The 16,978-nt window shown below is 37.9% G+C and carries 12 protein-coding genes; 4 read left to right on the top strand and 8 right to left on the bottom strand.

Features of this window, described 5'->3' with window-relative positions:
* Positions 1-139 precede the first annotated feature (139 nt).
* The 7 genes from uvrB to Q0X59_RS02725 all read right to left on the bottom strand — a co-directional run bounded on the left by uvrB (position 140) and on the right by Q0X59_RS02725 (position 10,057).
* Positions 140-2,248, bottom strand: a complete 2,109-nt coding sequence (uvrB, locus tag Q0X59_RS02755) for an excinuclease ABC subunit UvrB (RefSeq protein WP_297642981.1) — start codon at positions 2,246-2,248, stop codon at positions 140-142.
* Between the two features lie 117 nt (positions 2,249-2,365).
* A complete protein-coding gene (gene coaE / locus Q0X59_RS02750; protein ID WP_297642980.1) occupies positions 2,366-3,070 on the bottom strand; it encodes a dephospho-CoA kinase in 705 nt (234 codons plus the stop codon).
* Positions 3,071-3,183: 113 nt separating this feature from the next.
* Positions 3,184-3,738, bottom strand: coding sequence for a TM2 domain-containing protein (locus Q0X59_RS02745; RefSeq protein WP_297642978.1), 555 nt, complete (start codon positions 3,736-3,738; stop codon positions 3,184-3,186).
* Between the two features lie 372 nt (positions 3,739-4,110).
* A complete protein-coding gene (locus Q0X59_RS02740; protein WP_296157393.1) occupies positions 4,111-5,502 on the bottom strand; it encodes a phosphatase domain-containing protein in 1,392 nt (463 codons plus the stop codon).
* Positions 5,499-7,160, bottom strand: a complete 1,662-nt coding sequence (locus Q0X59_RS02735; RefSeq protein WP_297642975.1) for a L,D-transpeptidase — start codon at positions 7,158-7,160, stop codon at positions 5,499-5,501. The genes Q0X59_RS02740 and Q0X59_RS02735 overlap by 4 nt, the downstream gene beginning before the upstream one ends.
* Before the next feature lie 199 nt (positions 7,161-7,359).
* The gene (gene rpsA, locus Q0X59_RS02730; protein WP_075523532.1) at positions 7,360-8,865 is read right to left on the bottom strand and encodes a 30S ribosomal protein S1; all 1,506 of its coding nucleotides are present in this window, start codon (positions 8,863-8,865) and stop codon (positions 7,360-7,362) included.
* A 313-nt stretch (positions 8,866-9,178) separates the two neighbouring features.
* On the bottom strand, positions 9,179-10,057 hold the full coding sequence (locus Q0X59_RS02725; protein ID WP_103042934.1) for a bifunctional methylenetetrahydrofolate dehydrogenase/methenyltetrahydrofolate cyclohydrolase: 879 nt from the start codon (positions 10,055-10,057) through the stop codon (positions 9,179-9,181).
* Positions 10,058-10,205: 148 nt separating this feature from the next.
* Between Q0X59_RS02725 and Q0X59_RS02720 the strand changes: the two genes are divergently transcribed.
* The gene (locus Q0X59_RS02720; protein ID WP_075523534.1) at positions 10,206-11,267 is read left to right on the top strand and encodes a zinc ABC transporter substrate-binding protein; all 1,062 of its coding nucleotides are present in this window, start codon (positions 10,206-10,208) and stop codon (positions 11,265-11,267) included.
* Positions 11,268-11,491: 224 nt separating this feature from the next.
* Here Q0X59_RS02720 and Q0X59_RS02715 read toward each other — a convergent pair whose 3' ends face one another.
* Positions 11,492-12,088 carry a CarD family transcriptional regulator gene (locus Q0X59_RS02715; protein ID WP_196489643.1) on the bottom strand — a complete coding sequence of 199 codons (597 nt, stop codon included), beginning with the start codon at positions 12,086-12,088 and terminating at the stop codon, positions 11,492-11,494.
* A 134-nt stretch (positions 12,089-12,222) separates the two neighbouring features.
* On the opposite strand from Q0X59_RS02715, the gene glgB reads away from it, so the two are divergent.
* The 3 genes from glgB (at position 12,223) to Q0X59_RS02700 (ending at position 16,940) form a co-directional block, all read left to right on the top strand.
* The gene (gene glgB / locus Q0X59_RS02710; protein ID WP_296156358.1) at positions 12,223-14,496 is read left to right on the top strand and encodes a 1,4-alpha-glucan branching protein GlgB; all 2,274 of its coding nucleotides are present in this window, start codon (positions 12,223-12,225) and stop codon (positions 14,494-14,496) included.
* Positions 14,497-14,512: 16 nt separating this feature from the next.
* Positions 14,513-15,238, top strand: a complete 726-nt coding sequence (locus Q0X59_RS02705) for a response regulator transcription factor (protein ID WP_296156348.1) — start codon at positions 14,513-14,515, stop codon at positions 15,236-15,238.
* Between the two features lie 523 nt (positions 15,239-15,761).
* Positions 15,762-16,940, top strand: coding sequence for a HAMP domain-containing sensor histidine kinase (locus Q0X59_RS02700; RefSeq protein WP_297642973.1), 1,179 nt, complete (start codon positions 15,762-15,764; stop codon positions 16,938-16,940).
* Positions 16,941-16,978 lie beyond the last annotated feature (38 nt).

The following is a 16,978-nucleotide window of genomic DNA, read 5'->3' as shown; positions in this document are numbered from 1 at the left end:
CTCAAATTCCGGTATCTAGTGTATCAACTTATTATGACCTTAAAAGTATAATAATACGGCGTTTTGTGAACGTTCACAGAAATATTCTCACAATCGAATTCTCACAGGCAAACATTCCCAAAAGCAAACATTCTCCAAATCACATATTCTCCATATTGCGCAATTCCTTCTTCAAATCGCGTATCTCATCTCTCAAACGCGCTGCAAGCTCAAATTGCAACTGCTCCGCAGCTACATGCATTTGCTCACTTAAATTCTTAATTAAAGACATAATCTCATCTTTAGGAAGTTCAGAAACATTAGCAATACGCTTCTTACTACTAACACGAGAAAGATTAGGCTCTTTGGGTATGCCGTAATGTGAATTACCAACCTTACCAGAATTCCTATAGCCACCAGAAAGCAAAGTTTGAGTATCAACATCTTCTTTAGCTAGCATATCGTTTACATCGCTAATTTTCTTTCTTAAAGGAGTAGGATCAATACCATGCGCTTTATTGTATTCAATCTGCTTGTTACGCCTGCGCTCAGTTTCACTAATCGCTTTACTCATTGCATCTGTAACAGTATTCGCATACATAAGAACTGTTCCAGAAACATTTCTTGCAGCTCGACCAATTGTTTGAATAAGAGAACGATAAGATCTTAAGAATCCCTCTTTATCTGCATCTAAAATCGCAACAAGAGAAACTTCTGGCAAATCCAATCCTTCACGAAGAAGATTTATGCCAACAATAACATCAATCTTTCCTTCACGAAGAAATCGCAAAAGCTCCACTCTGCGCAAAGTATCAACATCCGAATGTAAGTATTCAACTTTAATACCAAGCTCAAGAAAATAATCAGTTAAATCTTCTGCCATCTTCTTAGTAAGAGTAGTAACAAGAACTCTCTCATCTTTAGAAATTCTTGCTTTAATCTCATTTAACAAATCATCAACCTGTCCTTGTGCTTTACGAACCTCAATTTTAGGATCGAGTAAACCAGTAGGACGAATAATTTGCTCAACTACACCATCTGAAAGACCCAACTCGTAGTCACCAGGAGTTGCAGAAAGATACACAGTTTGACCAACATGCTCCAAAAATTCTTTCCACTTTAACGGGCGATTATCCATTGCAGAAGGCAGCCTAAAACCATGCTCAACAAGAGTTCTTTTACGAGAAGCATCACCCTCATACATTGCTCCAATTTGCGGAACAGTTACATGAGATTCATCTAAAACAAGCAGAAAATCATCTGGGAAAAAGTCAAGAAGAGTATGAGGAGGAGTGCCTTTTTCACGACCGTCAAAATGTCTAGAATAATTCTCTATTCCAGGGCAAACTCCAACTTGTCTTAACATTTCTAAATCGTAAGTAGTTCGCATTTCTAGACGCTGAGCTTCTAAAAGCTTACCTTGCTTTTTAAGTTGAGCTACTCTTTCTTCTTTTTCAACCTCAATTGCTTCTAGCGCGTGCTCCATCCGCTCAGGACCTGCAATATAATGCGATGCAGGGAAAATGTGAACGCTACTCTCCTTGCGAATTACATCCCCAGTAAGCGGATGCAGCATTGTAATATTGTCAATTTCATCTCCAAAGAACTCAATTCGCACAGCTAATTCCTCATAAACAGGAATAATCTCAACTGTATCTCCTCGAACTCTAAAAGTTCCACGAGTAAAAGCAATGTCATTACGCTTGTATTGCATGCTTACAAATTGACGTAATAAATCATCTCTGTCAATCTGCTCACCAACACTTAAAACAAGCATTCGATCTGCATACTCTTCTGGAGTACCAAGTCCATAAATACATGAAACTGTAGCAACAACAACACAATCTCTTCTAGTTAAAAGGTTTGCTGTTGCAGCGTGACGAAGACGCTCAACATCATCGTTAATATTAGAATCTTTTTCAATATACGTATCTGTTTGTGGAATATACGCTTCCGGCTGATAATAGTCGTAGTAAGACACAAAATAGCTCACAGCGTTATTCGGCATAAGCTCTCGAAACTCAGCACAAAGCTGAGCAGCTAAAGTTTTATTTGGCTCAATAATAAGAGTCGGACGTTGCAAACGCTCAATAAGCCAAGCTGTTGTGGCAGTTTTACCTGTACCAGTAGCGCCCATAAGAACAACATCACTTTCTCCATTTTCAATACGATTCGCCAACTCTTCAATTGCTTTAGGCTGATCTCCTGAAGGCTTAAAAGGCGCTTCTACTACAAATGGCTTATTTGTGCGCTGAATTTTATTTGACATTATTCTTCACTTCCAAGCGCTTTACTACTTAAATTACTACTTAAATTACTCACACTATTACTCACATCACTAGTTAAAACACTACTCACATCACTAGTTAAAACACTACTCACACCACTACTTAAAAACACTACTATTCACATCTCGCTGATTCACATCTCGCATATTCACATCTCGCAGCCATGATTTCAACACATCTTCAACACTTTTAAGCATAAAATCAATTGGTTTAGTTGAATCAACTACATAATTTGCAATACTTTTACGAGCATCGCTTCCAAGCTGATTATTTATGCGTGCTAAAGCCTCAATTTCAGTCATATTTCTTTCTCGAAGGATCCTCGCAACGCGAATATCTTTAGGAGCTTCAACAGTAAGAATATAGTCAAATTTAAATGGAATAGTATCTACCACTTGAGCAAGAAGAGGAATATCGTGCACAATCACGCAACTAAAACAATTTAAGTTATACAGATTTTCTTTAGAAATTCTACTAATATATTCCTTCTCTAAAAGCTTCGCGCAATCATAAATAGCAGGATGAATAATAGACTCAACCTTACTTAATGCTTGCTTATGAATGCTATCATCTCCAAAAATGCAATCTGCAATAAAAGCACGATTTAAATATCCGTCACCAGTAATTGCATTGTTACCAAAAACTCGAACAATTTCTTTAAATACTTTACTTCCAGGCTCAACAACTTTACGAGCTAAAACGTCATAATCAATAACAAACGCACCAAGAGAGCGCAAATGATTTACAACAGTAGATTTTCCAGCTGCAATTCCTCCAGTTACAGCAATACGCATCATCGTCATATTTTGATTATAAATAATCCCCTAATAACTTATAAATAATACCCTAGCAACTTAGAGCCACTAGGGTATTACATAAAAATTAAAATTCTTGATTATAATGCAAAATTCTAAATTTAGTCTTGCAATTCTGCACCATCAGAATCTTTATGCCACTTAGTTCCAGGCTTGGAGCAAAGAATCAAAATGCCTTCAATCAAACCCCAAATGCTAGAAACAAACCATAACATTCCGAAAGAAAGAATAGTGATAAGCAATTGGCCAACAGCTTTACCTGTGTGTCCAAGATAAAAATTATGTACGCCGAAAACGCCAAGGAAAATACCTAACAAACCTGCTGCAAGCTTGCTCTTACTACTAGTAGGACCGTAAACACCAGTATTATTAGTTAACGATGAATATTGAGTTTGCTGAGCATACTGTGGCTGACCGTACTGTGGTTGAGCATACTGTGGCTGAGTATACTGTGGAGCTTGCTGTGGTTGAGCATACTGAGGTTGAGCATACTGTGGAGCCTGCTGTGGCTGAGCATACTGCTGCTCGCTATACTGAGGAGCCTGCTGTGGCTGAGCATACTGCTGCTCGCTATACTGAGGAGCCTGCTGAGGAGCTTGCTGTGGCTGAGATTGTGGATTTGAATACACATTGTTTTGCTCGTTAGTGTTATCCATAACTTTCACGCTTTCTCTATATATACAATTCATACAACATTAAATTAAGATTACTAATAAGAATCAAAACTCAAGTTGATAGAAATCTTACACATATACGTGTACTTAAACTCAATAAAATAGCCTAAATCTTATGCAAAAAGCCTTTATTAAGATTAATTCAACAAAACGCTAAAACGAATTAAGAAATTAACAGTTGCATTTTTCGCTTTTATGAATTAACGAATTAAGCTAAAAATTAACGAATTAAGCTAAAACAAACTAGAAAATTACATCACAACAAACTAGAAAATTATGGGTTATTTCCCAAAATTACACCACAAATAACTAACGAATTACTACACAAATAACTATTGAATTAAATAAAAATAATTAGCGAATTACATCATTCTTATTTTTAAAATTTTGTAAATAAGGCAACATAGTTTTAGCAAGAGATACTCCATCTGGAGCAACAAAAAATGGTACTCCATCAACAGTTCCAGCAGCACCAGACGCTTCAACAGTATTATCAATATCACTATATGCAATACGCGAAGTTGAAAGAGATATATTAAAATCACGATTACTACGATTGCGAAAATCTTTAACAGTAGCATGATTTTTTAATTGACGAATCCCAACAGCAACAACCCTACCTGGATATTGCTTAATAATTCGAGAATAAGTATTTGGATCTCTTTGACCATCATCGCCAATTAAAATAAAACGCATATTCGGAAAATCGTCCATAAGTTGAGCAGCAAATTCCATTTTATGCTGAGGCCCAGTAGGAATAAACGTTTTAGGACGCGGATCTAAATCACGCAATAAAAGCGGACCTTCTGGAAAACCTTCTCGCAAAATAAAATGTCTAATCGAAGCTTCAACATTCCAAGGAGATGTAGAAAGATAGAAAAATGGAGCATCCGGAAGAAGATTAGAAATATCTGAAAACATTGATGCCATGCCACTTACTGGAGAACGATGCTCAGGATTCATAATAAGAACGTTGTACGAAGCTTTAATAATAGAAGGAGCTTGCGTAACCATTATAGTATCGTCTACATCCGAGATAACACCAATACAAGCAGATGAAGATATAGCAAATAAACTTGATTCTACAGGCTCGCGGCCTTCCACACTATAGCTAACAATGTGCTTGCCAACACACAAAGCTCTTTCTGTAATTAAATCAAGATATCCAGCACGATCTGAAATACAATATTCTGCACCGCCTACACCTGAAGAATCCGGCTTATCATACGCTTCAGAATCACCGATTTGAGCACTCTCAACAGGAATATTATCAATTGAAATCGATACGCGAACTCTTACAGCAGGAACAACAAGCATTGCGTAAATTCCGCGCTTTAACACCGAATGATTGCCATTTTTGGGAGCGTATACAGTCCTACAAATAAGTCGAGCGTACTTATCTGTACCATATCCAATATAAGGCTCAACACTAGGATACAATCCGCATTTTCTCGAGATTTTACCAGCCAAACGCATCCATAATCCAACAACTGAAGTTATAAAACGCCTAGTGCACCTCACTAAAAACGGCTTATTGTCAATTCTCTCTTCAGGAGTTGGAGTATCAAACAAAGTAGACGTAACATGAACCGGTATAGGCGTGCTACTAACACACCTAACAGGTTTAAGCGGGGAAGATTTCTCATTTTTCTCAGCAAGTTTTCCCCGCTTAGTTTCATCAACACTAGATTTAGCGCTATTAAGCTCAGATGAATCTAAAGCTATAGCGTCTTTAGAATCGTTCACGGACGCACCGGGTTTTCTGGAGTTTCACCAATAACTTGAACAATAGTTCCACGAGGGCAATTATCGTAGATCCAATGAGCATCAGCTTCATACATATTCACGCATCCATTAGAACCATGTCGTGCAGGATCACCTGTTGCAATGCCAACAGAATTCCAAGCAGCAGTATGGAAACTTTCGCCACCATTATAGAAGCTAACCCAGCGAATTCCAGGAAGAACATAAGGTCTTCCATCATAATGTCTACCGCGCATAGTCTTAACATCGTAACGCAAATAAATATGGAAAGTACCAGAATCAGACTCAGTCAAATTAGTCTGACCAGTGCAAACTGGGAATGTCTTAACAACTTCATCATTCTTATACACAGTTGCAGTCTGAGAAGATTTATCTACTACAATTCGCATTTCAACAAGCTTGCGTTCAACGCTAAACTTAGATACTTCAGAAGGAACAGAAATCTTAACAGCTTTCTTATTCTTTAAAGCATCAACTACTTGCTTTAAAACAGAATCAGAATACTTGATAGAAACACCATCAACGCCTTTAGTAGCAGTGAAAATAACTTTCCCATTCTTGTCTACAGAATCTTCCTGATCTACTTTTACTTGATTCAACTGTTTAGGAAGATTTCCAGACAACCAATCATTTACAGCTTTAGAATCAATATCATAAGAAAGCTTATGCTTAAATTCATCTACATCAATAGATATCCACTTAGAAATTACATTCTTAGGAACAACAAAATCTTTACCATTGCCATTATCGAACTTAATTTCATTTGAAATAACAGAATTAAGTTGATCAGTTAACTTTTGAGCTTCATCACGCTGAATAGGAGAATCAACACGCCTATAAACAACCGATACTTTAGCAACATGACCAGGATTTGCAATCATCTTTTTTACAGCTTCACGAACCGGCAAAGTTTCAACAGAACTACCAGCTTCACCATCTTTAACAACGAACTTCGACTCTTTTTCATCGAAATTAGAAGTAAATGGAATAGCTCTATCTTTATCTTTCACAAAATAAGTTACAACGCTTTTATTCATTTCAGAATCATTACGCTGTGCAGAAAGTGGAACATTGCGAGTTACCCAAGGCATGAGCATAGTAAACAAATTATCGTGCTTAGCGCTAATAATATTGCGAACAGTAGCTTGAACATCTGACTTAACTTTCATATCACCTAAGCTAGAAGTAAGACTACCGCCTCTGTTATCGCTTATTTCAAATGAAGAATCAGAAATCGCTTGCTCAACAATATGAGCAACTTCATCACTTTTCTTTCCAACAATTTGTTCGCTAAATTTTTCATTACCAAAATGCACACCAGGAACTACGCGATCGTGGAAATACCAAGCTGTTAAACAATAACCTGCAATAATTAAAACTAAAACAATCAACAAGGAATATATGAATGCAGAAGCAGAACGATTTTTTACACGATCTTTAACACCATTCTTATAAGATTCAGATACATTGTTGAAAAGGTCATCGGATGATTTCTTAGACGCGCTTTCAATATCAGAAATACTCATAGAAGTAGTCGCATCGTCATCTTCATTATTTGAAACATTGTAGATTGAAGAATCAGCGTTATTGAAATTATTCGCATCATCATTAAAATCATCAAAATTGTTATGCTCGCTCATACTCTCAAACCTCTAGTAGACTTTCAGTCGCAAACCAAAAATCATGCTACCACTAACCGCATAAAACTAATTACAATAGATATTCAATAGCTATTCGTATTATAAACAATAGCTATTGTTTATAAAAATGTGCTCTGAAAATATTTCCAGAGCACATAAATATTATTTATGAATTAAATAATTGCAACAAAACTTACAACTACTTCTTTTCACTTAACAACTGCTCACGCAATTGAGCTAATTGATCAGAATCAGCTAAAGTACCTTCGCTTTGAGCTTCAGAAGAATAATTAGAAGCAACTTCTTCTTTCTTTTCTTCCTTTACTTCAGGCTTCTTTTCAGCTTCTTCACTCTGACCATCTTGAGCAGCAGACTCAGCTGCAGCAGCAAGTTCCTTAGCGGCAAACACCTTATGCTGCTCCCATAATTCATGAGCTGCTGCATATTGTGCTTCCCACTCTTCGCGCTGCTGTTCATAACCAGCAATCCACTCGTTAGTATTTGGATCGAATCCTTCTGGATACTTGTAGTTTCCTTCTTCATCGTACTCAGCTGGCATACCGTAAAGAGCTGGATCGAAATCTTCAGAATTTGGATCAACAGCCTCATTTGCCTGCTTCAAGGAGAGGGAAATACGACGACGATCGAGATCTACGTCAATAACCTTAACGAATACTTCTTCGCCACCCTTAACAACAGTTTCAGGATTCTCTACATGACGATTAGCAAGCTCAGAGATGTGTACTAAGCCTTCAATTCCATCTTCAACTGAGATGAACACGCCAAACTGAACAATCTTAGTGACTTTACCTTTAACAACTTGTCCAGGAACGTGTGTGCGAGCAAAGCGCTGCCATGGATCTTCCTGAGTTGCTTTAAGGGAAAGGGAGATACGTTCGCGATCGAAGTCAACATCGAGAACCTCAACAGTGACCTTATCTCCAACCTTAACAACCTCAGATGGATGATCGATATGCTTCCAAGAGAGCTCAGAAACATGAATAAGACCGTCAACACCGCCAAGATCAACAAATGCGCCGAAGTTTACGATAGAAGACACAACGCCTTCACGAATCTGACCCTTCTTAAGCTGCGAAAGGAATGTTTCGCGAACTTCAGACTGGGTTTCCTCGAGGAACTGGCGGCGAGAAAGAACAACATTATTGCGATTCTTATCAAGCTCAAGAATCTTAGCTTTAATCTTTTGACCAATGTATGGAGAAAGATCGCGTACACGACGCATCTCAACCAAGGATGCTGGCAAGAAGCCACGCAAGCCGATATCTACAATCAAGCCGCCCTTAACAGCTTCAATAACAGTACCTTCAACAATACCGTCTGCATCTTTAATCTTCTCAATATCGCCCCAAGCACGCTCGTATTGCGCACGCTTCTTGGAGAGAATAAGACGTCCTTCCTTGTCTTCCTTAGTAACAACAAGTGCTTCAATAGTGTCGCCAACTCCAACGACATCATCTGGATCAACGTCTTTCTTGATGGAAAGTTCACGGGAAGGAATTACACCTTCAGTCTTGTAGCCGATGTCCAACAATACTTCGTCGTGATCAATCTTTACGACGGTACCTTCAACTAAATCACCATCATCAAAATTCTTGATGGTTGAATCGACTGCCTTGATGAAGTCTTCTTCGGTGCCAATATCATTAATCGCAACCTTGGCGACTTCGTTATTATTCTCTGCCATTAGTTATTAGTGGTTTCTTCTTGGGGTGGATATTACTCGATATTAAATTATGTTTGTATATGTAGCGTGAGCTTTTCGCACACGCTCTGTCAATGTTATAGATAGGCATAGCCAAAGTTAGCTTAGGAGCTCGGGTGTGTCGCATTACCCTCGTTTGAAGCAAAGCTCGCGCTTCAAACGAGCTTAATGCGAGAGGACTTGCTCAATGTTGAAAGCACAGTGTGCTTTCAACGCAAGTACTCTTGATTGCATCCATGCAATCAACCACAACAAACACGCAACCAGCTAACAAACAGCATAAAGATGCAAAATATTAGCAAACTTGATTTTCTGCAATATTTACAACATTAGCTAACAACATTGCTCTAGTCATAAGACCAACGCCACCAGGATTAGGCGAATACGCTCCAGCAATATCTCTACACGAAACGTCAACATCCCCTTTTAGACGATATTTACCAGACTCTTCATCAAATACAAAAGACAAGCCTACATCAACAAGAACAGCGCCTGGCTTAACATCATCAGGCTTTACAAACCCAGCACTACCAATTGCTGCAATAATTACATCCGATCTGCGCATAATCTCATGAACATTACGCGTATGAGTGTGACACAAAGTAACTGTTGCATCTACACCACGTCTAGTCAACAACAATCCAATAGTGCGTCCAACTGTAATACCACGTCCAAGAACACAAACTTCTTTGCCATCAAGGTTAATATTGTATTCGTCAAGCAAAGCTAATATTCCTCTCGGAGTACAAGGCAAAGGCGTTGTAATCTTTCCAGAAATATGCATAACAAGTTCCCCTAAATTATAAGGATGCATACCATCGCAATCCTTCTTAGGATCAACTGCTTCAATTATTTTCTTTTCATCTATGCCTTTCGGTAAAGGCAATTGCACAATAAAACCTGTACAAGAAGGATCATTATTTAAACTTTCAACAGCTTTAAGAACATCTTCCTCACTAGCATCTTGAGGAAGATCATAACGAATAGAACGAATTCCAACTTCCTGACAATCGCGATGTTTACCTGCAACGTATTTCATAGAACTAGAATCATTGCCAACTAACAAAGTACCTAATCCGGGTTCAATACCTTTTTCTTTAAGTAAAGAAACTCGCTTTGCTAAACTTATTTTTATCTTATTCGATAACGCTTTACCATCTAATACAATCACCATAAAATCATCACTTTCCAACTCGCATAATTCGTATCCATAGACTATCGTGAGATATATAAAAAGTGTACGACAGCTGTATGTAATATACGTGGACATGTGGAGCGTACGACAATTGCCGGCGTGGACGCGGCGGAAGGAGTGAGTTTCAATGCGTATCACTGTTACAACTTTGAAGAATACAATCAAAACTATTGCAACGTACGCAATAGCATTGGTTGTTGGATTTGGTGTTGCTGCATGCGGATCTCAAGCACCTAGCACTCAAACAAAACCAGAAGAAGCTAAAAGCAACAAGCCAATTTCAGTAGTATCTACACTAGACACTTGGGGTAGCTTAGCTCAAGAAATTGGCGGAGAAGATGTAAAAGTAGTCAACTTGCTAAACGGATCAAATGCAAATGTCGATGACGCAAAATTAAGCGATAATGATTCTAAAACATTGCATTCTGCTCAAGTTATAGTAGTAAACGGCGCAGGTTATGATGATTGGGCAACAAAAAACTTACCAAAGAAAACAGAATTAGTAAGTGCAGCAAGTACTGTTGGAGCATTAAACGGAGATAACCCATATTTGTGGTTCTCAAGAGATGCTAGAAGCGCAATGGCAAATTCTCTATACGAAACTTTTTCGCGAATAAATCCTGCAAAACGCAAAGATTTTACTTCGCGCTTTAATAAGTGGAAAGATAAGGAAAAAACTCTCGATGCTTATCTAAATAAGTTTGCAAGTGTTCATGCAAAATATAAGATTGCATCAACATCACCTATTATATTCTGGCTTCTTTCAGACATAAATATTAAAGATAGTGCACCTAAAGATTACATTTCATCAATTGCTCAAGGTACAGATCCAAGCACTCAAAGCATAGGTGAATTCAGTAAATTGCTTGAAGATAGGCATATTGACGTTCTTATAAACGATTCACAAAAAAATAAGAATGACAATATTAACGTAATCAATGGAATTGCTGGAAGAAGCTACACTAGCATAGTTAATGTAAGTGAGTTAATGCCTTCATACGCTAAACAACTTGACACTTGGATTATTAAAATTTTAGATGACATCGAAAATGGAACAAAAACAAGTGCTTCAATGCGTTTAGCTATAGATAAGCAAGAAAAACCTAGTAGACTAATTACAGAGAAACCAAAACCTGTTCTTCCAGGTCCAGTTCGTTCTAATGAAGGGCAAAAAGATCCTGGAAAGTAATTCAATTAGTTTATTTGTAAAAGTTTAATTATTAGTTTATCTGCAAAAGTTTAACGATAATTTAAAAAATAAGCCTTGTCTGAAAGTAGATTTTAGATAAGGCTTATTTTATTGGTTATTAAACAAAAATGTGCGATATGTTAAAGCAGGATTTATTTTAATTCTTACTTTATGCACTTAATTCTTGTAATACTTAATTCTTGTGGCGAAAATTTTATAGTTACTTACTTTTTGCGAGATTTACGTGAATTCTTAGCAAGTAGCAATAATGTTTCCGAAGCAGGCTCTTGTGGGAAAGAAGTATGATGCTTTTCGTCACCATCCTTAGCTTTAGCATAACCAAGATTTACATTAAGCAAACGCTCAGCTTCCTGTTCATCAATTTTCTCAGATAAAGCAATTTCAGAAATTAAAATGCTACGAGCTCTAGAAAGCATACGCTTTTCACCTGCTGAAAGTCCGTGCTCATCAATATCTCTTTGAGATAAATCACGCACAACTTCTGCAATCTTATTGACATCTCCAGTAGCAATCTTCTCAACATTAAGCTTATAGCGTCTTGACCAATTCATCTCTTTTTCGATGATTGGAGTACGCAAAATTTCAAATACTTTTGCTACTTCTTTCGCGCCTACAATATCTCTAACGCCAACTTTTTTAACGCTGTCAACAGGAACGTTAATCTCTAAACCATCTGATGACAAAACAACAAGACGCAAATATTGTCGTGTTATTCCTTTTACTGTCCGCTCGCTGATTTCCTCGACACGCGCCGCACCATGACGAGGATAGACGACCATATCGCCGACTTGATATCCCACAGAACCCTCCGTATGCACAGAAAAACTCATAAAAGTTTCTCATAAGCTAACGACTTGAAGAAATTTTTAATATTTTTTAATAAGATATTAAAAAACACGCGACTTACTTCCATAAAGCATGTATTATGGAAACCATGAGTACAGTTTCTACCATCAATGAGGATGCAGTCGCGGTTGCAGTCCGACAGGATGTATTAGCCGCGGTGAGCAATGCAGAATATTACAATCCACACGAGGTCCTTGGTGGACATCTTGGAACAGGCAAAAGCGAAGGCACTGCCACTGTGCGCGTTTTGCGACCAATGGCGAAAAGAGTAATTATCATCACCAAATCTGGTGAATATGAAGCTAAGCACGAATATAATGGCATTTTTACAGCTGTTGTTCCTGCAACTAAACATGCTCGTTCAAAAGAGTTTTCAGTACCAAGCTATAGAGTTCGCACTGTTGAAATAGACGGGACTGAGTCAGTTGACGATGATCCATATCGTTATTTGCCTCAAGTTGGCGAATTAGACATGTATTTGTTCGGCGAAGGAAGACATGAACGCCTGTGGGAAGCATTAGGCGCACACGTTAAAACCATTACAGATTCATGGGGACTTGTTTCTCCTGAAACTGGAAAAATGGTCAAAAAAGTCACAGGTACAGCGTTTTCCGTTTGGGCACCAAATGCTCGTGCTGTTCGAGTAGTTGGCAATTTCAACTATTGGAATGGACGCCGTCATGCTATGAGATCATTAGGATCTTCTGGAATTTGGGAACTTTTCATTCCAGGCGTAGGCGCAGGAGAAGTTTACAAATTTGAGATTCTTACACAATCTGGATCTTGGATTATGAAAGCAGATCCTATGGAACGTTCTCACGAAGTTCCACCAAACACTGGATCTGTTGTTGTAGATTCAGACTTTAAGTGGCATGATACAGATTGGATGGATAAGCGCGCTAAAAGCGATGCACATAATGGTCCAATAAGCATCTACGAAGTACAAGCCAATAGCTGGAATCGTGATTTAAGCGATTATCGCGAGTTAGCAGACAGCCTAGTTGACTATGTAGTAAAAGAAGGATTTACTCACGTTGAGTTTATGCCTCTTACACAATACCCGTACTCCGGTTCATGGGGTTACCAAGTAACTGGTTATTACGCAGTAGATTCTAGACTTGGATCTCCTGATGATTTCAAGTATTTAGTAAATAAGCTCCATAAAGCCGGAATTGGCGTAATAATGGACTGGGTACCTGCACACTTCCCTAAGGACGATTTCGCACTTGGACGTTTTGACGGTACTGCTTTGTATGAAGATCCTGATCCAATGCGCGGTGAACATCCTGATTGGGGAACATACATATTCAACTTTGGACGTCACGAAGTTCGTAACTTCCTAGTAGCGAATGCATGCTTCTGGCTTGACGAATATCACATTGATGCACTCAGAGTCGACGCAGTTTCTTCAATGCTCTACTTAGATTACAGCCGAGAGGCAGGTCAGTGGAGACCAAATATTTATGGTGGGCGCGAAAATCTTGAAGCAATCGACTTCATTAAAGAAGCAAATGCCACTGCTTACAAAAATAATCCTGGCATTATGATGATTGCAGAAGAATCAACAGCCTATCAAGGAGTTACTGCACCAACAGATATGGGTGGCTTAGGATTCGGCTTGAAGTGGAATATGGGCTGGATGCACGATACGTTGCAATATCTTAAAGAAGAACCAATCAACAGACGTTGGCATCACAATGAAATTACGTTCTCAATGGTATACGCTTATTCTGAGCATTACGTTTTGCCTTTGAGCCACGATGAAGTTGTGTATGGAAAAGGCTCATTACTTGGCAAGATGCCAGGAGATGAATGGCAGCAATTCGCAGGATTGCGCGCATTACTCGCCTATCAATGGTCTCACCCAGGAAAGAACTTACTATTTATGGGTGGAGAAATTGGACAATCAAGCGAATGGAACTTCAACACTTCACTTAATTGGAACGAATTGCAATGGCCGTTCCATCAAGGTGTTCAAAAGCTTGTTGCTGATTTGAATGCTTTATACAAGAGTTCAAGAGCATTCTGGAGTCAAGACTTTACGCCTGATGGATTCCAATGGCTTACAAGCGATGATTCTGATCACAATACTTTGAGCTACATGCGTATTGGTGACGATGGCGAAGAAATTGTTGTTGTAGTGAACTTCTCTGGTCAAGCTTGGCAAGACTATCAAATTGCACTTCCAAAGGGAGGCAAGTGGGAAGAAATTCTTACAACTGACGATGCAAAGTATTGCGGTTCAGATATTCACAATGGAACATTTACTGCAGCAGCTGAAGAATATCATTCTCGCCCATACTCAGCAAGAATTACTGTTCCAGCATTAGGCGCAGTATTCTTGAAACCAGTGAAACACTGAAAGGGTTTATTAGATTATGCTTAACGCTCCATTAGGTAACGGAGTTCCTCGTACTATTCTTGTGGTTGAAGATGAGCCAGATTTAGCTACGGCAATTGCACAGCGCATAGCTGCACAAGGATGGCGCGCTAGGGTCGTATCTGATGGAGCGTCTGCTGTTAAAGTAGCAGAACAGCTTAAGCCAGATCTAATTATTATGGACATTATGCTTCCAATAATGGATGGCATTGAAGCAACTAAAAGGATTATTTCTAAACGTCTTGTACCAATTCTTATGCTAACAGCTAGAGATGCTGAATCAGATAAAATATCGGGATTAAGCGCTGGAGCAGACGACTACATGACGAAACCATTTTCGCCACGAGAACTTATAGCAAGATGCGCAGCACTGTTGCGGCGCGTAGATCGCGCTACTCAAATAGCTAAGAATTTGGAAAATGAACGAACAATGACTTTTGGAAATCTAGTTATCAATCCTCGCCAGCGTATTGTTACTATTGACAATGAAGAAGTTCATTTTACTCCTACAGAATTCGACTTATTAGCAACATTAGCTCGTAAACCTCATGCAGTATTTAAGCGCGAAAAATTGCTTGAAAAAGTGTGGGATTGGCCAGACGCTTCTGGTACTAGAACAGTTGATTCACATATAAAGTCTTTAAGACACAAAATAGGGTCTTCCTGGATTCGCACAGTACACGGAATTGGATACGCTTTTGAACCTATGATAAGCGAGAATTAAAGCTGCAAACGATTAACGAGAAAAAATTAAGTCCAATAAATCGCAAAGCTAACAAATCACATATTCCCCACTTTCTTACGCCATCGAATATTAACTTGCAAACTACTTATAGTTTGTTTTACAACGTACGCTTTGCTGTTAGTTAGGCAGAGATTTAAGATTTTTCGCCCTGAATGAGATGAACCTCAGCACGAAGTGGTGATTCATCGAATGAAGAAGAAAAATCGAAAAATCTCGGTGATTAGCCGAAGATTAAAAGACTAAACATGCCAAGAGCTATCGGAGTTTCTCTTAGAGCAATGTAAAAATCTTGCGATGAGAGAAACTCCGACAGCTCAGCAACAACAAATAGGAAAATTCTATAAATAAACATATATTTTGAAATACAAATAACTTAAAATTTATAAGTAATATGATGTGATGTAATGAAATGAAATAACATTAAGATTTGTTAGTGTATTTAACTACAATTAGTAACAAATCATAAAACAATTTTTACACAATTTAAAGATAATATAATCTTATGAAAAAATCACAATCGAGAAAAAACTCCACCACAAACTCTGATATTGATATTGATATTAAGTCGAAAAGAAAAAATAATCATCTCAAAAACTTTAATGTGGATAGTGTTAAAAATATAAAAAACTTATCACATCCACTAAACTTCTTCTCGTCATTAAAATTCTTCTCGTCATTAAAAAGCGAGTTATCAGCGATTATTGTTGTAGCTACAGCAATAGCATTTGTTATGGCATGGTTCCTTCTGAAAATGGGATTAAATGGATGGATTGCAATGCCTTTAACTCTTGCAGTAGCACTAGGAATAACATATACATTCTCGCGCGGCTTAATAGCACCATTGCGCCAAATGCGAGATGCGTCTGAATCAATGGCTGAAGGCGACTATTCAGTAAGAGTAGAAATTGAAAATCGAAGTGATGAAGTAGGAAAACTTACTCTTGCATTTAACGAGATGGCTGAAGAATTAGAACACGTAGACCAAATGCGAAGAGATCTTATAGCAAACGTAAGTCACGAACTAAGAACACCAGTTTCAGCATTACAAGCAATGCTAGAAAATCTTGCAGATGGAGTAATCGAACCAACTCCTGCAAATATGGAAACTATATTAAATCAAACACATAAACTTGCAGATCTTATTACATTCTTATTGGACTTATCTAGAGTAGAAGCAGGAGCAGAAAATCTTAATATAACATCGTTTAATTTTTCGAAATTTATTGATTCAATAGTAGAACCTTTAGAAATAGCAGATAGCGGACACAATCATAATATTTACGTAAAAATTGACGATAATATACAACTTACTGGAGATCAAAATAGACTTTCACAATTATTTACAAATATTATCTCTAATGCTCTTAAACATTCTCCAGATAATACAAAAGTACTAATTACAGCTTATGCAGATTCTCAAAACAATGCTCTAATAAGTAATGTTATTAACTTTGGAAAACAAATACCAAAAGAAGAACGATCTGAAATTTTCCGGCGATTTGTAAAAGGAAACCAAGGCATTGGAACAGAATCTGGAGGAACAGGACTAGGATTATCTATTGCAAGATGGGCAGCACAGCTTCATCATGGTAGCGTAAAAGTAGTAGACGATAAACGTGGTCCAAACTTTGAAATAACTCTTCCTTTGAATTACGAATATTGTGAAAACAATGAAGAATAAAATGTAGAATATATAAAAACAAAACACGTTCACAGCGA

Source organism: uncultured Gardnerella sp., assembly GCF_947280595.1.
GTDB classification, from domain to species: domain Bacteria; phylum Actinomycetota; class Actinomycetes; order Actinomycetales; family Bifidobacteriaceae; genus Bifidobacterium; species Bifidobacterium vaginale_A.
The sequence above is the reverse complement of the archived record's forward strand: the minus strand, read 5'-3'. Positions and strand labels throughout refer to the sequence as shown.